Source organism: uncultured Algibacter sp. (genome assembly GCF_947490405.1).
Lineage (GTDB): Bacteria > Bacteroidota > Bacteroidia > Flavobacteriales > Flavobacteriaceae > Algibacter_B.
Genome location: NZ_CANLGU010000001.1, coordinates 709,334 through 731,166, shown reverse-complemented (window position 1 = coordinate 731,166; position 21,833 = coordinate 709,334). Strand labels below are relative to the sequence as shown.

Below are 21,833 nucleotides of genomic sequence, written 5' to 3'. Positions count from 1 at the left end.
ATAATTTTGTAGTATTAATAAGTTAAGAATGAAAGTATTAAAGTTTGGAGGGACTTCAGTGGGGTCTGTTGAGAATATGTGTAATGTTAAGCATATTATCAATGATGGGAACAAAAAAGTGGTGGTATTATCAGCTATGTCTGGTACTACAAATCGTTTGGTTTCTATAGCTCAAGATATTGAAGCAGGAAGAACTAATGATGCTATTGATAAAGTAAATGTATTACACCAAAACTATTTTATTGTCATTGATGATTTGTTAACTAACACATCTTTGAATAGTGATGTTAAAAACTATGTGTCTCGTATTTTTGAAGGCCTTGTTGAACTAACAAATCGTGAGTTTACAGAAACCGTAGAGAATATAATTTTAGCTCAAGGCGAGTTGCTTTCAACTTATATGTTTACAAGTTATTTAAAACAAGAAGGGATAGGTGCTTCATTACTTTCTGCTCTAGATTTTATGAAAATTGATGCTTTTAAAGAGCCCGATTTACCTCATATAAAAAGACATTTTGAAAATGTTTTGAATAATGCTGAAGATTCAGAAATATATATCACTCAAGGATTTATTTGTTTAAATAATGAAGGACAAATCTCTAACTTACAACGTGGTGGAAGTGATTATACAGCGACTATTATTGGAGCAGTCATAAAAGCTGAAGAAGTTCAGATATGGACAGATATTGATGGGATGCATAATAATGATCCTAGATATGTTGAAAATACGTCAGCAATCTCTAATCTTTCGTTTGAAGAAGCTGCGGAATTAGCTTATTTTGGTGCTAAAATATTGCACCCACAAACCGTAACACCGGTTAGAAAAGATAGTATACCTGTACGTTTGAAGAATACCATGAAGCCTGAAGCTCATGGAACACTTATTTCCAAAAACACCTCAGGGAATGGGATAAAAGCCATTGCTGCAAAGGATAACATAACGGCGATTAAAATAAAATCAGCTAGAATGTTACAAGCTCATGGATTTTTAAAGAAAGTTTTTGAGATTTTTGAGACTAATAAGACATCAATTGATATGATTACTACATCAGAGGTGGCCGTATCATTAACTATTGATGATAATAAAAATCTTGAATATATATTAGCAGAATTAGAAAAGATAGCTTCAATTGAAGTCGATAAAAATCAAAGTATTGTTTGTTTGGTAGGGCATTCAGTTGTTAATCATCAAGATACTTATAGGTTATTTCAAATATTACAAGATGTGAAGATCAGAATGATTTCTTATGGTGGAAGCAAAAACAATATTTCTCTTTTAATTGATTCAAAAGATAAAATTAATACGCTACAAAAACTAAACGATTATTTATTTGAATTAGTCACTCTATAAATTATAATATTAGTATTTCTAGCAGAAAGGGTCGTTTTATAACGACCCTTTTTTTATGAATTCATAATGTCTTCAATTTCACCAACCTCTATGGGTATGTTTTTCATTAAATTAATGGGTTCTCCCGTTTTTTGAATAATCACATCATCTTCAAGTCTAACTCCAAAACCTTCATCGGGTATGTAAATACCTGGTTCAACGGTAAATACCATATTGGCTATCATAGGTTCGGTTAGTAGGCCATAATCATGTGTGTCTAATCCCATGTGATGACTTGTCCCGTGCATAAAGTATTTTTTATAGGCTGGCCAGTCGGGATTTTCATTTTGGATATCGACTTTATTTAATAAGCCTAAGTCTAGGAGTTCGCTGGTCATTAGTTTTCCAACTTCTATATGATACTTTGTCCAATCTGTACCAGCAACTAACATTTTAGTGGCTTCATCTTTTACTTTGAGAACCGAATTATATACCGCTTTTTGTCTATCAGTAAAACGACCAGAAACAGGTATCGTTCTTGTCATATCACTAGAATAATTAGCATATTCTGCACCCACATCCATCAATATTAAATCGCCAGCTTTACATTGTTGATTGTTCTCTATATAATGAAGGACATTAGCGTTATTTCCAGAAGCAATTATAGGTGTGTAGGCAAATTTTTTTGAACGGTTTCTTAAAAATTCATGTATAAATTCTGCTTCAATTTCAAATTCCCAAACTCCTGGTTTAACAAAATTCAAAACCCTTCTAAAGCCTTTGTTTGTAATGTCACATGCTTTTTGAATTAAATCAATTTCAATAGATTCTTTTACTGAGCGTAAGTGTTGCAAAATAGGATTGCTTTTTGCAACACTATGTGCTGGATATTTATCCTTTATCCATTTAGTAAACCTGTCTTCTCTGGTTTCAGTCTCAACATTAGCACGATAATGTTCATTGGTATTTATGTAAACCGTATCACATTGTGTCATGATTTCAAACATAACTTTCTCTAAGTCTTGCAACCAGTATACCGTTTTAATTCCGCTAGTTTTAAAGGCTTTTTCTTTGGTTAATTTTTCACCTTCCCATACCGCAATATGTTCATTAGTTTCTCTAAGGAAAAGGATTTCTCGATGTTTTTCCTTAGGCGAATCTGGGAATAGAACAAGTATGCTCTCTTCTTGGTCAACACCGCTTAGGTAAAAAATATCTCGGTGTTGTTCAAATGGCATCGTACTATCTGCACTGATAGGGTAGACATCGTTGGAGTTAAAAATAGCTAAGCTTTTAGGGCGCATCTTAGCAATAAATTTTGCTCTGTTTTTTATAAAAAGCGCATTGTCTATTGGTGTATATTTCATTAATAAACTATGTTAAGTTTTTTTAAATGTAACAAAACTAAATAAATCTTAATTCATATTTTCCTATATTTGGTATTCCCTCAGCCAAATTTTATTAAAAAAATCAAAATTATGATTAAAAAATTACCATTAAAATTAACCTTTTTTTTATTAGGTTTTTTAATAAGTGCACCTACAATTTTTGCACAAGTTTCTTTGAGAGAAATATCATTAAAAGAGCAAATTAAAAATTCTAGTTTAGTAGTTGAGGGTGAAGTTATTGAAAGTAATCCTTTTTGGAATGCCAACCGTACAATGATTTATACGAGTCATACAGTAAAAGTTTATAAGGTTTTTAAAGGAGAACCTGTTGAAACAATACAAGTTTTAACCAAAGGAGGTATAATTGGATTAAAAGCCATATTTGTATCTCATTCTTTAAAATTAGGAAAAGGAAGTACTGGAATGTTTACTTTGCATGATAGTAATGTTGATTTAGGTTTAAAGCAAAAGCAATTTAAAGCATATAGTGGTGTTCAAGGGTTTTATAACTATGATCTAGTGAATAATACTGCCACTAACCCTTTTATTGAAAAAAAGGGTATTAAATCTTCATTATACAGTGACATTTTAGCGTTAACTAAAGCAAACTATAAAACCATTGCACCTTTTGAACAAGAGGAACTCAATGAAAAAATATTAAGTAAAAATAGTTTAATGCCACCTTCAATTGTTGGGTTTAGTCCAACTACAATTACTGCAGGAACAGGATCAGTTTTAACCATCACAGGTTCAGGTTTTGGTGGAACCCAAGGAAAAGTTGGTTTCAGAAATTCAGATGCTTCTGGTGCTCCTTTTTTTGATGCTTTAGATTCTCAGGTTTTAAGTTGGAATGATACTACTATCACAGTAGAAGTGCCTGTTATTGCATCTAATGATGTTAATGTAGACGGAACTGCTGGTACAGGTACTATACGGGTTACAGATGCAGGTGGTTCAAGTATTATTTCTGGAGATGTCTTAAATATAAGCTATGCAGAGATAAATGTTTCAGGTGACTTTGGCGCTGGTTTTAGATCATACAAAACACAACACCATAATAGCAATGGATCTGGAGGATATACTTGGATAATGGAAAATGACTTTTTTAATGAAACTACTCATGTTGGAGCTCCTGATGCTTTTTTAAGCGCCTTTGAAGCTTGGAGGTGTGAAACTAATGTTAATTGGGAGATAAGTAGCTCATTTACAAATACGAATACTACTGATACTGCTGAAAAAATAATAACATTTGATACCAATGGAACTAGTAATGAATTACCTAGTGGTACTTTAGGAACCTGTACTTATGGTTTTTCAGGAAGCAATTGTACTACTGGCATAGTATGGATTGCTACAGATTTAGATATCATATTTGACAGAGAAACCAATTGGTATTTTGGAACAGGGAATATTACAGGAAAATTTGATTTTGAAACTGTAGCATTGCATGAATTGGGACATGCGCACCAACTAGGTCATGTTATTAACACTGCTAATGTGATGCATTTTAATCTTGCTCCGGAGACTGTTAATGCTGTTTTAGATGCAAATAGTATAACGGCTGGTAATGATGTGCATTCTAGAAGTACTTCAAGTCAATCATGTTCGCCAGCAATTAATCCAATGACAGATTATGCGGGGACATGTGGTTTGAGTGTTGAGGATAATACACTTGAAAGTGGAATTACGTTATTTCCAAACCCTACTAAAAATGAATTCTTTATTAAATCTTCATATGTAAATATTGATAAGGTTGAAATATATGATGTTAGAGGAAGACTTGTATCTAATATTGATATCTCTGATGCTACTAAAAATAAAACTATAAATATGCGTAATGCATCTCAGGGTTTATATTTTGTTAATATACATTCAGAAGGAAGGTTTATTACTAAAAAGCTTATTCTTGATTAGTTTTAAAAAGAGAATATTCAAAAGATAAAAAAGGGAGTCATATTTTAATATGACTCCCTTTTTTATTGAATAAAGAAATATTTATTTGTTCATGGTTTTTTTGATTAGTCCGATAATCGCCATAACAACGCCACCACCAACGCCACCTCCAGCAATACTTCCTAAAATTCCTGATATATCCATACCGCCATCTGTTCCTAGTCCTATCATGCTTAGAATGCTGCCACCAAGTCCACCACCTAATATTCCAGCTACAGAATTCCATAGTGTACCAAGTGATGAATTTTTCATAAGCGAGCCAGCAATGTTTCCACCAACTGCTCCGCTAACTAGTTGAATAATTAAAGGTAAATACTCTTCCATTTTATTGTGTTTTAATTAGTTAATGTTTGTAAATTAACAATATATTTGTTAATTACTTAAATATTAATTCAATTTTTTTATAAATTCTTAAAATTTTTAATAATAAATAAGAATTTGATTAGTCTTTAAAATCATTCTAAATAGAGAAAACAAGACATATGTTATTTGCCTAAGAATGTGTCCATAACTACCTTTGTTAAAAACCTATAACAACTTCAAAATAATGAGTGGATTTTTTAAATCTTCGATCGGAAGGAAAGTAGCCATGGCACTTTCAGCATTCTTCCTGATGTTTTTCTTGCTTCAACATTTAGTTATAAATTTGCTTTCTGTGTTTAGTCCAGATGCTTTTAATGAAGTATCACATTTTATGGGTACAAACCCGCTTGTTCAATTTGCTTTACAGCCTGTTTTAATTTTTGCTGTTGTATTTCATTTTGTAATGGGTTTTATTTTAGAACTAAAAAACAAAAAAGCTAATGGTGTAAGTTATGCCAAAAACAATGGTGCTGCTAATTCTACTTGGATGAGTAGAAACATGATTTACAGCGGATTGGTAGTTTTAGCTTTTATTGTATTGCACTTTATAGATTTTTGGATTCCAGAAATTAACACTAAATATATTGTAGGTGATATGACTGGGTTACATAACGGAGAATTTAGATATTACCACGAACTTGTTGAAAAATTTCATAGCCCACTAAGAGTTGGGGCTTACGTTATATCTTTTGTGCTTTTAGGTTTACACTTGGCACATGGATTTACTTCTGCATTTCAATCTGTAGGTTCTAGTGCAGGTCGTAAAAAAGTATTACAAAATATAGGTAAAGCATATTCAATTTTAATACCATTGGGTTTTATTGTAATAGCGCTTTTTCATCATTTAACACATAACCATTAATCTTAAATACTATGGCTTTAGATTCAAAAGTACCAAAGGGTCCAATTAAAGATAAATGGACAGATTACAAAAATAAAATTAATCTTGTAAATCCAGCAAACAAACGTCATATAGACGTTATTGTTGTTGGAACTGGTTTAGCGGGAGGTTCTGCTGCGGCAACTTTAGCAGAATTAGGATATAACGTAAAAGCGTTTGCGTATCAAGACTCACCACGTCGTGCCCACTCTATAGCTGCCCAAGGTGGTATTAATGCGGCAAAAAACTATCAAGGTGATGGGGATTCTACATATAGATTGTTCTATGATACCGTTAAAGGTGGTGATTACCGTTCTCGTGAGGCGAATGTGTATCGTTTAGCTGAGGTGTCTACAAATATCATAGATCAATGTGTTGCTCAAGGTGTACCTTTTGCAAGAGACTATGGTGGTTTGTTAGATAACCGTTCGTTTGGTGGTGTTTTGGTATCTAGAACTTTTTACGCCAAAGGACAAACAGGTCAACAATTGCTTTTAGGTGCATATTCCGCAATGAACCGTCAAATTGCCCGTGGTAAGATTGAAATGTTCAATCGTCATGAAATGTTAGATGTTGTTATCGTAGACGGGAAAGCCAGAGGTATCATAGCTAGAAACTTAGTTACAGGTGAAATTGAGCGTCATTCTGCTCATGCAGTTGTAATAGGTTCTGGAGGTTATGGTAATGTATACTTTTTATCTACAAATGCCATGGGAAGTAATGTTACTGCTGCATGGAAAATTCATAAAAAAGGCGCATATTTTGCGAATCCTTGTTATACACAAATACATCCAACATGTATTCCACGTTCTGGGGATTATCAGTCTAAATTAACATTGATGTCTGAGTCTTTGAGAAACGATGGTAGAATATGGGTACCAAAGCATTTAGATGATGTTAAGGCAATTCGTGAAGGGCAAAAAAAGCCTACTGATTTATCTGAAGAGGATAGAGATTATTACTTAGAACGTCGTTACCCTGCCTTTGGTAACTTAGTGCCTCGTGATGTAGCTTCACGTGCTGCCAAGGAACGTTGTGATGCAGGTTATGGTGTTAATGCAACAGGTGAAGCCGTATATTTAGATTTCGCAGCTGCTATTGAACGATATGGAAAAGAACAAGCTAAGATTAATAATATTGAAAATGCTTCTGAAGCAAAAATATACGAATTAGGTCAGAAAATAGTTGAGGCAAAGTATGGAAACTTATTTCAAATGTACGAGAAAATCGTAGATGAAAATCCATACGAAACTCCAATGATGATTTATCCAGCTGTACATTACACCATGGGAGGTGTATGGGTTGACTATAATTTAATGACTACCGTTCCAGGATTATACTGTATTGGTGAAGCTAATTTCTCTGATCATGGCGCTAATAGACTTGGAGCTTCTGCTTTAATGCAAGGTTTAGCAGATGGTTACTTTGTATTGCCTTATACTATTGGGGATTATTTATCAGATGATATTCGAACAGGTGAAATTTCAACAGATACTAAAGAATTTGAAGAAGCTGAAAAATCAGTAAAAGAAACCATAAACTTTTTTGTAAACAATAAAGGATCAAAATCTGTTGATCATTTTCATAAGAAACTAGGTAAAATCATGTGGGATAAATGTGGTATGTCTAGAAATGAACAAGGATTAAAGGAGGCTATTCAAGAAATTTCTGATTTGAGAAAAGAATTCTGGAAAGAAGTGTCTGTACCAGGAGGTAGTGAAGAATATAATGAAGAATTAGCTAAAGCAGGTCGTGTAGCAGATTTCTTAGAATTAGGAGAATTGTTTGCCAAAGATGCACTTGTAAGAGAAGAATCTGCGGGTGGTCATTTTAGAGAAGAACATCAAACACCTGAAGGAGAAGCAAAACGAATGAAAGAATTCCAGTTTGTGTCTGCTTGGGAGTATAAAGGGGAACCAAAAGATGCCGTCTTGCACAAAGAAGAATTGGTTTATGAAAATATTGAAGTAAAAGAAAGAAGTTACAAATAAAAAAGACGCTATGAATTTAACACTTAAAATTTGGAGACAAAAAGACTCAAATGCGAAGGGTCAGATGGTCGATTATAAAGTAACTGAAATTTCAGAACACATGTCTTTTTTAGAGATGATGGATGTTTTGAATGAACAACTTGTTGGTAAAGGAGAAGAGCCTGTAGCTTTCGACCACGATTGTCGTGAAGGAATTTGTGGAATGTGTTCCATGTATATAAATGGTGAAGCCCATGGGCCAGATAGAGGTATTACTACATGTCAATTACATATGCGTATGTTTAAAGATGGTGATACTATTACAATAGAGCCATTTAGAGCAGCAGCTTTCCCGGTAATAAAAGATTTAGTAGTTGATAGAGGTGCTTTTGATAGAATACAACACGCAGGTGGATATATATCTGTAAATACTTCAGGGAATACCCAAGATGCTAATGCAATTCCTATTTCCAAACATGCGGCTGATGAAGCAATGGATGCAGCAACTTGTATAGGCTGTGGTGCTTGTGTAGCAACTTGTAAAAACTCCTCTGCTATGTTGTTTGTTGGAGCAAAAGTATCTCAGTATGCATTGCTACCTCAAGGGCAAGTTGAAGCGGCAGACCGTGTGCAAAATATGGTAGCACAAATGGATTTGGAAGGTTTTGGTAACTGTACCAATACAGGTGCTTGCGAGGTAGAGTGTCCTAAAGGGATATCATTAGATAATATCGCAAGAATGAATAGAGAATTAATGAAAGCTGCTGTAAAATAATACAGTCCTTTTAAATTTATAAGTAAACCCGTGCCTTTTTGGTACGGGTTTTGTTTTTATGTATTCTATTAAATACAAGTATAATAATTTAAGTATATTTAAAAGCTAATTCATTAAAATTATATGATATCACCGAAAAGGGTTTATTTTTTTATCTTCTTTGTTTTTTTTGCTTTTTCAGCAATTTCGCAATCTAAAGTAGAATGTTCTTTATTTGATGAAACAACACTTTTAAAACACGTTAAGTCTTTATCTTCTGATGCCTTTGAAGGAAGGAGAACAGGAACTAATGGGGCCAAAAAAGCTAGAAAGTATATAGTTAATCAATTTCACACTTTAAAAGTAAAACCATTAGAAAAATCTTTTTATCAACCATTTTCATTCACTAATAAAGGAGAATTTTATGAAGGTATAAATGTTTTGGGTCAAGTTAAAGGTTCAGAGTTTCCAAAAAAATATATAATCATTAGTGCTCATTATGATCATGAAGGTGTTAAGAATGATGTAATTTATAATGGTGCCGATGACAACGCATCTGGAGTAAGTGCCTTATTTGCTTTTGCAGAGTATTTTAGAAGCAATCCGCCAAAGCATTCAGTAATTTTAGCGGCTTTTGATGGCGAGGAATTAGGTTTGCAAGGTTCTAAATATTATGTAAATAACAGCGTTGTTTCTAGTGCTCATATTACAGTTAATTTGAATATGGATATGATTAGTCGAAGTAAAAAGAAAGAACTTTTTGTAGTTGGTACTTCGGAAAACAAAAAATTAAAAAAGCTAATTACTGAGTCAAAACATTCTTGTAAAATCAATTTGGTTAGAGGACATGATGGCTATGATGATTTGGATAATTGGACCTATTCGTCAGATCATGCTAATTTTCATAAAAAAGGTATTCCATTTCTGTATTTTGGAGTGGAAGACCATAAAGATTACCATGAACCTACCGATGATTTTGAAAATATTCATCCGGAGTTTTATGCTGAAGCTGTTAAAACAATAATTTCAGTATTTGAAAAAATTGATTCTTCTTTAAACTTTTAAAAATATGCTTTAAGCTGAATCGAGCCAGAGTGAATAGTTCTGCTGCTTTCCGATTTTCTTCCAAAATAGCTAAGGTTTAAATCTAAAAATTTAGTCAGTTTTTTTTGAGCTAAAAGTGTCCATGTAAAGTTTTTTCCAGGTTGCAGACCTTTAAGTATTTGGTAAGCTACGGGTGTATTAGGGTTCCCGGTATAATCATTTGAAAAATAGTTGAATTCTCCATTAATAGCACTATTTTGACTACCTCCTAAAGTAAAAGATACGCCATAATTCTGTTGCTTTAAGGTTTCCATATCTCCAACAGTATTATTTTTACTAGCATATTGGTAAAACACATCAAAACTAGAATTGTCATTAAAAAGGTAAGATAGTTTTGGATTGAATCTAGCTTCATCAAAATTAAAATTTTTACTAGCAAAATTCTCGCTAATACTCTCATTGTTATCAAAAGCAGAAAGCATATTAATTAGCCAATTATCAGCTATTTTATGGTTAAAATTTAGTTGATGACTTTTTAGGCTGTTTTCTATAAACCCAACAGATAAGACATTTCTAGTGGTATTATCTAGAAATGTGTAAGAGGTGGTGTAACGCTGTTTCCCTCTATTAAAAAACAGAACATTTCTAAAGTTTAATTGTAATCCCAATTGGTCCTCTTCATTATTATTAAAAGGATTTAAATTGAATTTACTGCCTTCGCGTTTAATTTTTCTATCAATTAAATAGCTGGTTTGGTTATAAAAATGAGACCAGAATTTTTTGGATTTACTTTCAGAAACCGACCACTGTGCTGGATTAAAAGTTAGCGTTTGACTCAATCTATTTTGATGCGTTTTTATAAATACACGATTTGGTAGAAGTACCCGAATAAATCTGCCTTCATCTTGAAACTGCGCAATTTCAAATTCTTCAAGCTCTTGAATACCGTTTTCATTATAGTCATTCCATGTGTATGTGCCTTGACCAGCTTCAACTTCTACATAAGTAAAATCTTGTTGAGGTAGTCGTCCAGAATTGGTTTCAAAAATAGTATTCCATTGTATAATTTGCTTGAATAATTTTTGATTAAACTGTAGTCTAGAGTTTATCGAATTTTCATCTTCAATGGCATCATCTGTATTTTTAAGTGTACGGTAGTTAGCGTATAAAGATAAGTTTGTGTTTTTGTTTTGAATAAACCTAGAATCTAAATAGAATGTATTCGATGTGTTTACTTTTTCTAATTGGTTATTTCTAATACTATCATTTACTCTGTTTTTATAACCTATTTCAGTAAATATTTTAGTGCTATCTCCAACGCCTAAAAACACTTCATAAGATTTAAATCGTTGACTCAACGGGGTGAGTTCTTGTGTTGCTGTATTGCGTTGTTCATTATCTTCAATAGCTATTTTTGTTCCTGCCCAACTTTTCTTCATGGCATAAGTAATCCGGTTATAAGATCTTAAAAAGGTAGAGGTGTTTATATTAGAGTCCGCATTTAAAAAACTAGAGGACGATGCAATATTCCAGTTTTTCAAAAACAAATTTGCATTGGCTATATGTCGGTTTCCATTAAACCCATCAGAAAAATTTAAATGCTCATATTGGTAATTTACTGTGCCTTTTTCTGGATGAAACAAATTAAAACCAGAATTAACGAGCCATTGGTTTCCTAAATTAAGCCCAATACCATTTATATTGGTTGGGTCTAAATTCCAATCTCTATTAAATTCTGGGTTGTATAGACCTTCAATATTTCGGTAATTGGCATTTATATAATCACTATCAAAATAAGCAGCTAGATTCCAAAGACTGTCTCTGTTTATCAGTATTTGGTTGATGTTAACTTTTCCAGCAAACCCATCATTATTGTCATCATCAGCAGTTGAAAACAGATTTAAATCGTTCTTGCTACCTGAAGCTTCAAAACTAATATTGGTTTTTTCTGAAGGTTTATAGCTCCCATTTATAACTGCAATTTGAAGTTTAGTAGGCGATACAAGTTGCACCACTGGAGCGTAATTACCTTGATTCACGCCAACAAATTCATATATATTATTAATGGCATTAATGTTACTTAAAGCATAATCACCTTGATTTTCTCCAACAAGGGTAAACGTAACTCTAAAAAGTTCATCATCAGGATTATTCGAAAATACAAAAGCTTCAACAGCGCCAATAAGTTCTTTTCTATATAAAATTCTATTTTCATTCAACTCATCTCTAATTTCAGAGGGAGCAACCATTTGTGTACGATCATCTCCAGCATTAGCAAGTATATTAACTTGCTCTTCAGAAAGGTTCTGCTGTAAAGGTTGGTTTTTAGCATCATTTTCTGAGTAAACAGAAATCCCAATTTTTAGTTTCTCACTTATATAATTACCGCCTCCGTATGCTACAAATCGGGAATAATTTCTATCGCTAAATTGGTAATCAACCGTAATTCGCATTTCAGAAGTAATTGGAAATGTTGAGTTAAATATAATTTCTCCTGCATTATAATCTATAATATAATCTTGATCTTCACCTCTTTTTACAGGAATCCCATTTACGTAAACCGTTTCACTTCCAGAAACAATAAGTACGAATAATTCGCCATTGGGTCCTTGTAATTTATAGGGGCCTTGATTGCCTTCTTGGGCAATAAACTGGCTAGTTGTAAATTGTCCTCTAACAATAGCTCCAGCAGCGAATAAATTAGTGCGATTCTCATCGTCGCCCAATTTTAAATTAAAATTTAAACCTTGAACACGCTTAGAAAAGTTTGCAAAGTAAGAGTTTGTATTTACTAAATCAATATCACCAGCACGCACATTCCACCGTTCACTAAATAGTTCAATGAAAACTTGATCAAACTCATCTAAACGTTGACTGTAGCCACTTTCTTGTAAAGGAATGTTGGCATCTTGGATTGAGGCGCGTAATGATACTTTATCATTTAGTTTTCCTGTAATTTGAAGGTCAAGTTCGCTGTTTAAAACAGAATTTTGATTATTACCAACTGTTACACCACGAGAAATACTTCCAGAAGTTGTTAATCCATCAAAAGGTACAAAGTCTCTACTGCTATTAGGCTCTTTAAGCTTGTATAGTGTTTCGTTATTGCTATTATCATCTACAATAATATTGTCATCTAATTGCTTGTAGGTTTTGGTTAAAAAATCAGGAAACTTCAGGTAGTTTATAAAAATAGTGTCGGTTTCAACAGGTTTTTTAAATCTTAAAATAGCTTTTGGAAAATCAACAGAATAATACGTAGAGTCAATAATGGAGTTATCCTTTTTTCTAATAGAGAATGAGCTTGAATTAATGCTTACGCTATCAATTAAAATGGTGTCTTTAACAGCAACTTTTTTGGTTTTATAGTTCGACGATGGATTCTGTGAAAACGCACAAAAACCAATTAAAACCATAAGAATGCATGTGAAAAACTTCATCAGATACTTAAACTGTAAATCGTTTAAAATATTTTAGTGAGACCCTATTTTAAGAAGTCCTTTAGGCGTACTTAAAATAGAATGGTCGAACTAATCCCGACTTTTTTTGTCGGGATCTCAGGAATTGAACCTAAATGTTAATAGCTTCGTTAAAACTCCTGCTATTTTTTATGGTGTAAAAGTAATGCATTATTTAATTTAGCTGATATACTTATTAAATCAAATGAAAATCATATCCTATAACGTAAACGGTATTAGAGCAGCCATTAATAAAGGTTTTATAGATTGGTTAAAAGCAGCAAACCCAGATGTGGTTTGCTTGCAAGAAATAAAAGCCATGGAAGAGCAATTAGATTTAAGTCTTTTTGAAGAAGCTGGGTATAAATATAACTATTGGTTTAGTGCTCAAAAGAAGGGCTATAGTGGTGTTGCTATTTTAAGTAAGAGTAAGCCAAATCATGTAGAGTTTGGTACAGGTATAGAATCAATGGATTTTGAAGGACGAAATATTCGTGCTGATTATGATGGTATTTCTGTAATGAGTTTGTATTTACCATCAGGAACAAACGATGCCAGATTAAACCACAAGCTAGAATACATGGATTTATTTCAAGACTATATCAATAACCTTAAAAAAGATATTCCAAATCTAGTTATTTGTGGCGATTATAATATTTGTCATGAAGAAATGGATATCCATAACCCAAAAATGAAAGGTGTTTCTGGATTTTTGCCAGTAGAGCGGGAATGGATTGGAAGTTTTATTAATAGTGGTTTTATTGATTCGTTCAGGTTTATTAACCCCGAATTACAGCAATATAGTTGGTGGAGTTACCGTGCTAATGCACGTGCTAATAACAAAGGTTGGCGATTAGATTATGCTATGGTTTCGCAGCCTTTACAAGAAAATATAAAAAGAGCCGTTATACTATCCGAAGCCGTGCATAGCGACCATTGTCCTATTCTGGTTGAAATAGAAAAATAAGAGATAACAATGAACCCAAACAACATGATTAAAAAAACCGTATTCTCAGTATTAACTTTAGCCTTATTAGCTTCTTGTGTATCACCAAAAGTGTATAAAGATTTAGAAGCAAAATATGCTGATTTAAAGCAAGAAAACAAAAAACTATCAACAGATAACGAAGCACTTTTAAGTGACAAAACAGCTGCCGAAAACGAATTAAAACAATTGCAATCTGCCTATGATGAAGCTGTGGCGCAACGTGATAAATTACAGGCAGAATATAATGCTGCAAAATCAAATTTAGATAATTTAAAAGCCTCTTATGCTGCTTTAGAGAAAAATAGTTCTGCTGCCATTGCAGCCAACTCTAAAAAAAACCGAGAGCTATTAGCACAGTTAGAAGCTAAAGAACAAGCTTTAGCAGCTGAAAATGCAAGACTTGAAAAACTTAAAAAAGAACTGCAAGATCGTTCCAACCGTGTGGCAGAACTAGAGCAAGTTATTGCCTCAAAAGACGCAGCTATGACAGCACTTAAAAACGCTATTTCTAAGGCCTTAACAGATTTTGAAGGCAAAGGCTTAACCGTAGAACAACGCGACGGTAAAGTGTATGTATCTATGGAAAACAAACTCCTTTTTAGCTCAGGAAGTTGGGCCGTAGGTTCAGAGGGTACAAGAGCGGTTAAACAACTTGGTAACGTGCTTGGAGACAACCCAGACATTGCTGTTTTAATCGAAGGTCATACAGATAATGTGCCATATAAAGGTAATGGTATATTAACAAGCAATTGGGATCTATCAACCAAACGTGCTACAGCAATCGTTAATATTTTAAGGCAAAACAATAATATAAATCCCGAAAATTTAACAGCAGCAGGTCGTGGTGAATTCGCACCAGTTGCAACAAATAGTACCAAAGAAGGAAAAGCTAAAAACAGACGTATAGAAGTTATTTTAACACCAAAATTAGATGAGCTTTCTAAACTGTTAAGCGAGTAAAATAAGTAGGGCGTTACCACAAGGGTCGGGCTTTCGGCAGTCGCTCCCTCCTTCGTCGGGGAGCTTCAACAAATGCCTCAATCCCTAACGCAAAAAACCATTAAAAGCCTTATTGGCTTTTAATGGTTTTTTTATTGGTCTTAACACAGATTTAAGTTTTTCGATTCCAAAAGTGCTTTAAGGTTTTTTATATTTACGTTTCTAAAAAAAAATGCTATAAATGAAATACACAACCATTCCCAATACCGATATAAAAGTTAGTAAAATATGTCTAGGTTCTATGACTTGGGGAAACCAAAATACCGAAGCTGAAGGGCATCAACAAATAGATTACGCCACAGACCAAGGCGTTAATTTTATTGATACTGCCGAATTATATCCTGTGCCAGCCACTGCAGAAACTCAAGGAAAAACAAGTGAAATTGTTGGCACATGGCTTAAAAAAACAGGTAAACGAGATCAAGTAGTTATAGCATCAAAAATTGCTGGAACGGGAGATTATACCGCACATATTCGAACTACAGGATTTAGTCCAGCGTCAATAAAAGAAGCAATAGATTTAGAATTAAAAAGACTTCAAACCGATTATATCGATTTATATCAACTCCATTGGCCGGAGAGAGATACCAATAGGTTTGGTGTTAGAAATTTTAAATTGGATACCAAATGGGAAGATAACTTTAATGAGGTGCTTCTTAGTTTAGACAATGAAATTAAAGCGGGCAGAATTAGAAACATAGGCATCTCAAACGAAAACTCTTGGGGCACCATGCGTTATTTGGAAGAATCAAAACATCATAATTTACCAAGATTGTCAACTATACAAAATGCATACTCGATGCTAACCCGAACTTTTGAAACTGACTTAGCAGAAGTGTCTTTAAGAGAAAACGTTGGTCTATTAGCCTATTCACCAATGGCATTTGGCGTACTTTCTGGAAAGTATATCACAGAAACGGCAGCGGATGATTCAAGATTAAAACTATTTCCAAGATTTGCAAGGTATAGTAGTAAACAAGCTACTGAAGCAGCAAAACGTTACTTGAACATTGCAGAAAATAATAACATGACTTTAGCGCAAATGAGTTTAGCCTTTGTAAACCAGCGCCCTTTTGTAACTAGTACGATTATTGGAGCAACAAGCTTAGAGCAACTTAATGAAAACATTGCAAGTATTGATGTTACTTTAAATAAGGAAACTTTAAAACAAATTAATGAGGTGCACCAAGTCATACCTAATCCTGCACCTTGATAAATATTTAATGTGTAATGTTTAAAAAACAACTTTACCTACATAAACCTTTTTGTTTAGAGAGGGTACCGAATCTAAAATTTTAATGTTTTCTATATTCTTTTCAGAATATATTAATATGGCCCCTTCTTTTAATTTAGTATCCTTATTTAATAAAGTATAATTTATCTCATTAACTTGTAAATAAGCTTCAATAGGTGTTTTTAAATAATCGTGAGTATTAGGTGTCAAATAAACATCTCTATTATCAAAATGTTTAGATAAATATTTTACTCGATATGATGTTTCTAATCCACCGTTTGGATTTTTAAAAAATAAAAATGTTGAAGTAGCAATCGAAACACCTATGAAAAGAATGTAAATCATAGGATTAAGTTGTTTTGTGTTTTTAAAACCATCCTTTAGGTCTGCAATTGCTATAACCACAACAACTGTAGCTAATGGTAAGAATACACGTGAAAAAGGGGTTTGTTTTAACACGAGCATTAAAATTATCGGAATCAAAAATAATACTAAAATTACAAATCTTCTTTTTACTATAGTATAAAATACAACTAATAAGAGTACTAAGAGACTTATAATTTTTCCTCCTAAAACTTCTGTAAAAGATATGGTAATATGATTAAAGGCTTCATGAATACTTAAATGATCTAACGGTGCAACATATCTATTATAAATAATAGATTCATAACCTCTAAATATCATTATGGGTGCATATAGGAGAATAACTGTAAGCGCAAAAAACACACCCGATTTTAAAATATATTTTACAGACTCTAAACAAAAATTCTTATTAATTATTAAAAACATTGAATATAAAGGTAGAAAAGTATAAAGGTATGCAGGACTAGTATAGAGACCAAGTGTTGAAAAAAATAGAATTAAATTATTTTTGTCTTTAAAGGTCTTAATGTTTGAACTTTTAAAGATAATAACTAATGTAATAACAGCAATTAAAATTTGAAATGAATAGCCTCTAGCTTGAAATGAAAAAGCTAAATAAGGGAAGTTAAATAAAAGTAATATTAAAAATAACCCAGAATAAAATAAGTTGTTTTTTGATATTTTAGTAATAAAAATATTCATTAATAAATAAGAAGCTAATATAGAGGGTATCCGTACAATTAATGCCAAATTTGTCCAGCCTAATATATGCCATGAAATATTACTAAAGATAGAATGTAATACATGATTATTTGGTACTGGGTAAGTACAGGTAGCATAAAAAATACTTCGATTTACAAATTGAATAAAGGTGTATGACTCATCATAAGATAGAGGTAAATACAAACCATAACAAACCAATACAATCAAAAAAATGGCTGATAACCAATAGAACTTAAAACAATCTTTAAAAAAAAATAAGATTTTTGAAAAAAAAGATAAAAATGACTTTTTGTTAAACGATAATAAAATCAACCAAAAAAATAATATAGGTAAAATGAAATATAGGTTTTTATGATTTGGATTTCCGAATAATAATTGAAAAATCATTTTAATATTTTAAAATACAGTAAATAGCTCTAAAACCATCCTTCCAGCTAATTTTTTTGCCTTCTAAGTAAGTTCTTCCATAATAACTGATTCCTATTTCATAAATCCGTATTTCCTTTATTTTAGCAATTTTTGCAGTAACTTCTGGTTCAAACCCAAATCTTTTTTCTTTTAATTTTAAGCTTTGAAGAATTGAAGTATTAAACATTTTATAGCAGGTTTCCATGTCTGTTAGGTTTAAATTGGTAAACATGTTGGATAAAAAAGTAAGAAACTTATTCCCTATTGTATGCCAAAAGAATAGAATTCTGTGAGGTTTACTTCCCATAAATCGAGAGCCATAAACAACATCTGCAGCACCTTTAACTATTGGAACTAATAATTCATTATATTCCTCTGGATCGTATTCTAGATCTGCATCTTGAATTACTGTATACTCACCTTTAGCCATTGAAATGCCAGTGTGTAATGCAGCTCCTTTGCCCATATTTACAGGGTGTTTAAAGTATTGAATCTTTAAATTAGGATTGTTTTTTGCATATTTTTGTATTGCAATTTCGCTATCATCTGTAGAACAGTCATTAATAATAATAAGTTCTTTTTCAATATTATTAATTAGTATAACATCTTTTATTTTATTTAATATTTTATGAATGGTCTTTGCTTCATTATAAACAGGAATGATAATTGATAATTTAGTAATAATCATATTTACTTTTCTTAGAATTTTACTCTGATCAAATATAGAAATACTTTGTTTATGAGAAACCTTTTAAAACAAAAAACCCGCTAACTATAAAAGTTGCGGGTTTTTTAATTATTTAATTTGATTACCATCTTTATCGAAAAAGTGGTATTCTAAGTATGTGTAAGCATCTCTTGGTAAAATTTTAACCCATTTTTTACGGGTTTTCCACATCAATAATTTTAACTTTTTCAAAAAACGAAAGTTTTTTACCATTTTAATATCAGAAATTAAAACACAAAATATTAATTTTAGATTACAATTTTTTTATTAACCATTAAATTATTAATAAATGAAAAATTACTTAAAATTTGTAATTCTATTTGTTGGGATTTTATTGCTTCAAAATTGTTCCGATAGCATTGAAGAACCCGAAATTGAAAAACCGGAAAATTTTGTTTATTCAAAACCAGAACAAGCATACCCAGGTTTCGTTGGTGAAATAGTCACAATAAATTATCGTGGGGTAGATGTTCAGGTAATGAAAAAAGATAACGAATATATTTTTCAAGGAGATATTATTATATCTCATGAAGAATTAGATAATTATGAAAAAAAATCTGTAAATAGTAAATCCGCAGTTGAAAGTGGAAGCGTTTATAGGTGGCCCAATAATACTGTTTACTATACAATTAATAGTGGTCTTCCTTTGCAGTTCAGAGTCACAGATGCGATTTCTCATTGGGAAGCGAATACTGAACTTACATTTATTCAGCGTACATTCCAGTCAGATTATATTGAGTTTATACCTGATTCAGGATGTTGGTCTAATTCTATAGGTAAAAAGGGAGGAAAACAAGAAATAGGATTAGCTACTGGGTGTTCGGTTGGTAATACTATACACGAAATAGGGCATGCTATTGGTCTATTTCATGAACACACAAGAAAAGATAGAGATGATCATGTGCAAATTCATTGGGATAATATCATCACATCTCCTAATAATCGTATTCCTAATTTTCAAGAGTATAGTTTAAGCACAAGCACGGGTGTTGATATTGGTTTTTTTGATTTTGGGTCAATAATGATGTATGGCTCATACTTTTTTTCAAGTAACGGTCAACCAACAATTACAAGATTAGATGGTACAACTTTTGACGTGCAACGTATTGGTTTATCGTCTGGTGATATCCAAGGGGTATATTACTTATATCCAGCCCCACCACAACCAATAGAAGTTAGCTCATACAATGGTGAACGATGGCCGAGAAATAGTGCATTATCAGCATGTACTTCTCAGAATACATCTATGACTTATTATTTTCAAAAACCTAATACCTGGGCTTTAGCAGTAGGGGATATATTTTATACAGACGAATATGGAACCATATTTAATGGAAATAACAAATGGTATAAAATAGGTTCTCGGGCATACAAGATAAGTACATCTGGTGCTATATTGCAAATAAGTAATTGCGGAATTCAAACATAATTTTAAAGTATAATAGAGATTACTTGAAATAACAAAACTTTATAAAAACAAAAAACCCGCTAACTTTAAAAGTAGCGGGTTTTTTAATTATTTAATTTGATTACCATCTTTATCGAAAAAGTGGTATTCTAAGTATGTGTAAGCATCTCTTGGTAAAATTTTAACCCATTTTTTGTGTTCTAAAAACCATTTAGAACGTATAGATGGAAAGCCCTTTGTTAAAAAGGCTGCTATAAAAGGATGTGTGTTTAAGGTCACCTTTTTATAGTCTTTTTTAAATAGTTTTTCAAGATCATGATTGATTTTTTGTACCAATCCTATTGGTGCTTCAACCTCAGCGCCATTAATACCGTTAGGGTTTTCCTCGCGGGTTTTAATGTTCATTTCTGGTCTTGTGCGTTGTCTTGTTATTTGTATCAACCCAAATTTACTGGGTGGCAAAATTTTGTGTTTTGCTCTATCATCTTTCATTTCATCACGAAGATGGTTAAAAAGCTTTTGCCTATTTGCAGCATTTGTCATATCTATAAAATCTACTACTATGATACCGCCCATATCACGCAAGCGTAATTGTCGAGCCATTTCTGTAGCTGCTATAAGATTTACTTCTAGTGCTGTATCCTCTTGGTTATTGGCTTTGTTAGATCGGTTTCCGCTGTTTACATCTATAACATGTAGGGCTTCAGTATGTTCAATTACCAAATAAGCACCTTTTGCCATAGAAACGGTTTTGCCAAACGAGGTTTTTATCTGTCTTTCAATTCCAAATTTTTCAAAAATTGGATTTTTAGACTGATACAATTTAACTATTGATTCTTTGTTGGGTGCAATTTCTTGCACATAATCTTTAATTTGATAATAAAGCGTTTCATCGTCCACTGTAATTCCAGTAAAGGTATCATTGAATATATCTCGTAAAATTGACGAGGCTTTATTCATTTCTCCTAATACTTTGGTTGGGTGATGTGCTTTGTGTAGCTTTTTGCACATTGCCGTCCAACGACTAAGCAAATTTTGCAAATCTTTATCTAGTTCAGCTACTTTTTTGCCTTGTGCTACCGTACGTACAATAACGCCAAAACCTTGGGGAGCTATGCTCTTTACCAAACGCTTTAAGCGGTCTTTCTCTTCGCGAGATTCTATTTTTTGTGAAATAGAAATACGGTTTGAAAACGGCATTAAAACGATATATCTTCCGGCGATGGATAACTCTGAAGTTATTCTTGGACCTTTGGTTGATATGGGTTCTTTTACGATTTGTACTAATAGCGATTGATTAGATTTTAAGGCGTCGGTAATTTTACCGTCTTTCTCAATATCTTTTTCAAATGGGAAATTTTTTAAAGAAAAATCTTTTAGTTTACCTGTGCTTACACGTTTTGTGAATTTTAAAAGAGAAGGTAATTTTGGTCCTAAATCATGATAATGCAAAAAGGCATCTTTCTCATAACCTACATTAACAAATGCAGCATTTAGACCAGGAACAGCTTTTCGTATTTTGGCTATAAACACATCACCAACTGAAAAGTCGTTATCATCTTCGTCTTTCTGTAATTCAATAAGTTTTCCATCTTTTAATAAGGCAAAATCAACATTGTCGGAACTAGATCGAATGATCAATTCTTTATCCATTGTGTTAATTTTAATCCATCACTATATAAAAAGTGACAGATGGATTATACATTATTTTTTCACAGGATTTAATCCGTGGAGTTCAAACAACACCCTAAAAGGTGTTAAAAAATTTATGAACTCATTTCAAAGAACTTTGTTTGTTTTTTAAATCAAAAAAAGTAGCTAATCTAACTACTTTTTTCGATTT

Annotated in this window: 17 protein-coding genes; 10 read left to right on the top strand and 7 right to left on the bottom strand. The window is 32.4% G+C overall.

Annotated elements, in window-relative coordinates:
- Window positions 1-28: 28 nt before the first annotated feature.
- Window positions 29-1,351 (top strand): aspartate kinase, encoded by a 1,323-nt coding sequence (locus Q0772_RS03080; protein WP_298340225.1) that lies wholly within the window; start codon window positions 29-31, stop codon window positions 1,349-1,351.
- Window positions 1,352-1,404: 53 nt separating this feature from the next.
- Here Q0772_RS03080 and Q0772_RS03075 read toward each other — a convergent pair whose 3' ends face one another.
- The gene (locus tag Q0772_RS03075) at window positions 1,405-2,697 is read right to left on the bottom strand and encodes an aminopeptidase P family protein (protein ID WP_298340222.1); all 1,293 of its coding nucleotides are present in this window, start codon (window positions 2,695-2,697) and stop codon (window positions 1,405-1,407) included.
- Window positions 2,698-2,808: 111 nt separating this feature from the next.
- Between Q0772_RS03075 and Q0772_RS03070 the strand changes: the two genes are divergently transcribed.
- On the top strand, window positions 2,809-4,632 hold the full coding sequence (locus Q0772_RS03070) for a T9SS type A sorting domain-containing protein (protein ID WP_298340217.1): 1,824 nt from the start codon (window positions 2,809-2,811) through the stop codon (window positions 4,630-4,632).
- A gap of 81 nt (window positions 4,633-4,713) precedes the next feature.
- On the opposite strand, the gene Q0772_RS03065 is transcribed toward Q0772_RS03070, so the two are convergent.
- On the bottom strand, window positions 4,714-4,995 hold the full coding sequence (locus tag Q0772_RS03065; RefSeq protein ID WP_298340214.1) for a hypothetical protein: 282 nt from the start codon (window positions 4,993-4,995) through the stop codon (window positions 4,714-4,716).
- 223 nt (window positions 4,996-5,218) lie between these two features.
- On the opposite strand from Q0772_RS03065, the gene Q0772_RS03060 reads away from it, so the two are divergent.
- From Q0772_RS03060 to Q0772_RS03045, 4 genes are all read left to right on the top strand, one after another.
- Window positions 5,219-5,896: a succinate dehydrogenase cytochrome b subunit gene (locus tag Q0772_RS03060; RefSeq protein WP_298340210.1), complete on the top strand. Its 678-nt coding sequence runs from the start codon at window positions 5,219-5,221 to the stop codon at window positions 5,894-5,896.
- A gap of 11 nt (window positions 5,897-5,907) precedes the next feature.
- Window positions 5,908-7,905, top strand: coding sequence for a fumarate reductase/succinate dehydrogenase flavoprotein subunit (locus Q0772_RS03055; RefSeq protein WP_298340208.1), 1,998 nt, complete (start codon window positions 5,908-5,910; stop codon window positions 7,903-7,905).
- Between the two features lie 10 nt (window positions 7,906-7,915).
- A complete protein-coding gene (locus tag Q0772_RS03050) occupies window positions 7,916-8,659 on the top strand; it encodes a succinate dehydrogenase/fumarate reductase iron-sulfur subunit (RefSeq protein WP_298340206.1) in 744 nt (247 codons plus the stop codon).
- 123 nt (window positions 8,660-8,782) lie between these two features.
- Window positions 8,783-9,703 (top strand): M28 family peptidase, encoded by a 921-nt coding sequence (locus Q0772_RS03045; RefSeq protein ID WP_298340202.1) that lies wholly within the window; start codon window positions 8,783-8,785, stop codon window positions 9,701-9,703.
- On the opposite strand, the gene Q0772_RS03040 is transcribed toward Q0772_RS03045, so the two are convergent.
- Window positions 9,700-13,122 (bottom strand): hypothetical protein, encoded by a 3,423-nt coding sequence (locus tag Q0772_RS03040; protein WP_298340199.1) that lies wholly within the window; start codon window positions 13,120-13,122, stop codon window positions 9,700-9,702. The genes Q0772_RS03045 and Q0772_RS03040 overlap by 4 nt on opposite strands.
- A gap of 223 nt (window positions 13,123-13,345) precedes the next feature.
- Here Q0772_RS03040 and Q0772_RS03035 point away from each other — a divergent pair, with 223 nt between their 5' ends.
- The 3 genes from Q0772_RS03035 (at window position 13,346) to Q0772_RS03025 (ending at window position 16,340) form a co-directional block, all read left to right on the top strand.
- Window positions 13,346-14,107, top strand: coding sequence for an exodeoxyribonuclease III (locus Q0772_RS03035; RefSeq protein ID WP_298340196.1), 762 nt, complete (start codon window positions 13,346-13,348; stop codon window positions 14,105-14,107).
- A gap of 24 nt (window positions 14,108-14,131) precedes the next feature.
- Window positions 14,132-15,088 (top strand): OmpA family protein, encoded by a 957-nt coding sequence (locus tag Q0772_RS03030; RefSeq protein ID WP_298340193.1) that lies wholly within the window; start codon window positions 14,132-14,134, stop codon window positions 15,086-15,088.
- A 220-nt stretch (window positions 15,089-15,308) separates the two neighbouring features.
- Window positions 15,309-16,340 (top strand): aldo/keto reductase, encoded by a 1,032-nt coding sequence (locus tag Q0772_RS03025; RefSeq protein WP_298340190.1) that lies wholly within the window; start codon window positions 15,309-15,311, stop codon window positions 16,338-16,340.
- A 21-nt stretch (window positions 16,341-16,361) separates the two neighbouring features.
- Here the strand turns inward: Q0772_RS03025 and Q0772_RS03020 are convergent, their stop codons facing one another.
- The 3 genes from Q0772_RS03020 to Q0772_RS03010 all read right to left on the bottom strand — a co-directional run bounded on the left by Q0772_RS03020 (window position 16,362) and on the right by Q0772_RS03010 (window position 18,774).
- Complete coding sequence (locus Q0772_RS03020; protein ID WP_298340187.1) at window positions 16,362-17,150, bottom strand: hypothetical protein; 789 nt, start codon at window positions 17,148-17,150, stop codon at window positions 16,362-16,364.
- 685 nt (window positions 17,151-17,835) lie between these two features.
- Window positions 17,836-18,543 carry a glycosyltransferase family 2 protein gene (locus Q0772_RS03015; protein WP_298340184.1) on the bottom strand — a complete coding sequence of 236 codons (708 nt, stop codon included), beginning with the start codon at window positions 18,541-18,543 and terminating at the stop codon, window positions 17,836-17,838.
- A gap of 108 nt (window positions 18,544-18,651) precedes the next feature.
- Entirely contained in the window at window positions 18,652-18,774 is a 123-nt protein-coding gene (locus Q0772_RS03010; protein ID WP_298340182.1) for a hypothetical protein, read from the bottom strand.
- A gap of 97 nt (window positions 18,775-18,871) precedes the next feature.
- On the opposite strand from Q0772_RS03010, the gene Q0772_RS03005 reads away from it, so the two are divergent.
- On the top strand, window positions 18,872-20,011 hold the full coding sequence (locus Q0772_RS03005) for a M12 family metallopeptidase (protein WP_298340179.1): 1,140 nt from the start codon (window positions 18,872-18,874) through the stop codon (window positions 20,009-20,011).
- Window positions 20,012-20,098: 87 nt separating this feature from the next.
- On the opposite strand, the gene Q0772_RS03000 is transcribed toward Q0772_RS03005, so the two are convergent.
- Window positions 20,099-21,643, bottom strand: coding sequence for an Rne/Rng family ribonuclease (locus Q0772_RS03000; protein WP_298340176.1), 1,545 nt, complete (start codon window positions 21,641-21,643; stop codon window positions 20,099-20,101).
- Window positions 21,644-21,833: the final 190 nt, after the last annotated feature.

Excerpts from the sequence above, each read along its gene's own strand:
- Q0772_RS03080 (WP_298340225.1), top strand. The coding sequence starts at position 29 with ATGAAAGTATTAAAGTTTGGAGGGACTTCAGTGGGGTCTGTTGAGAAT.
- Q0772_RS03075 (WP_298340222.1), bottom strand. The coding sequence starts at position 2,697 with ATGAAATATACACCAATAGACAATGCGCTTTTTATAAAAAACAGAGCA.
- Q0772_RS03070 (WP_298340217.1), top strand. The coding sequence starts at position 2,809 with ATGATTAAAAAATTACCATTAAAATTAACCTTTTTTTTATTAGGTTTT.
- Q0772_RS03065 (WP_298340214.1), bottom strand. The coding sequence starts at position 4,995 with ATGGAAGAGTATTTACCTTTAATTATTCAACTAGTTAGCGGAGCAGTT.
- Q0772_RS03060 (WP_298340210.1), top strand. The coding sequence starts at position 5,219 with ATGAGTGGATTTTTTAAATCTTCGATCGGAAGGAAAGTAGCCATGGCA.
- Q0772_RS03055 (WP_298340208.1), top strand. The coding sequence starts at position 5,908 with ATGGCTTTAGATTCAAAAGTACCAAAGGGTCCAATTAAAGATAAATGG.
- Q0772_RS03050 (WP_298340206.1), top strand. The coding sequence starts at position 7,916 with ATGAATTTAACACTTAAAATTTGGAGACAAAAAGACTCAAATGCGAAG.
- Q0772_RS03045 (WP_298340202.1), top strand. The coding sequence starts at position 8,783 with ATGATATCACCGAAAAGGGTTTATTTTTTTATCTTCTTTGTTTTTTTT.
- Q0772_RS03040 (WP_298340199.1), bottom strand. The coding sequence starts at position 13,122 with ATGAAGTTTTTCACATGCATTCTTATGGTTTTAATTGGTTTTTGTGCG.
- Q0772_RS03035 (WP_298340196.1), top strand. The coding sequence starts at position 13,346 with ATGAAAATCATATCCTATAACGTAAACGGTATTAGAGCAGCCATTAAT.
- Q0772_RS03030 (WP_298340193.1), top strand. The coding sequence starts at position 14,132 with ATGATTAAAAAAACCGTATTCTCAGTATTAACTTTAGCCTTATTAGCT.
- Q0772_RS03025 (WP_298340190.1), top strand. The coding sequence starts at position 15,309 with ATGAAATACACAACCATTCCCAATACCGATATAAAAGTTAGTAAAATA.
- Q0772_RS03020 (WP_298340187.1), bottom strand. The coding sequence starts at position 17,150 with ATGTTTTTAATAATTAATAAGAATTTTTGTTTAGAGTCTGTAAAATAT.
- Q0772_RS03015 (WP_298340184.1), bottom strand. The coding sequence starts at position 18,543 with ATGATTATTACTAAATTATCAATTATCATTCCTGTTTATAATGAAGCA.
- Q0772_RS03005 (WP_298340179.1), top strand. The coding sequence starts at position 18,872 with ATGAAAAATTACTTAAAATTTGTAATTCTATTTGTTGGGATTTTATTG.
- Q0772_RS03000 (WP_298340176.1), bottom strand. The coding sequence starts at position 21,643 with ATGGATAAAGAATTGATCATTCGATCTAGTTCCGACAATGTTGATTTT.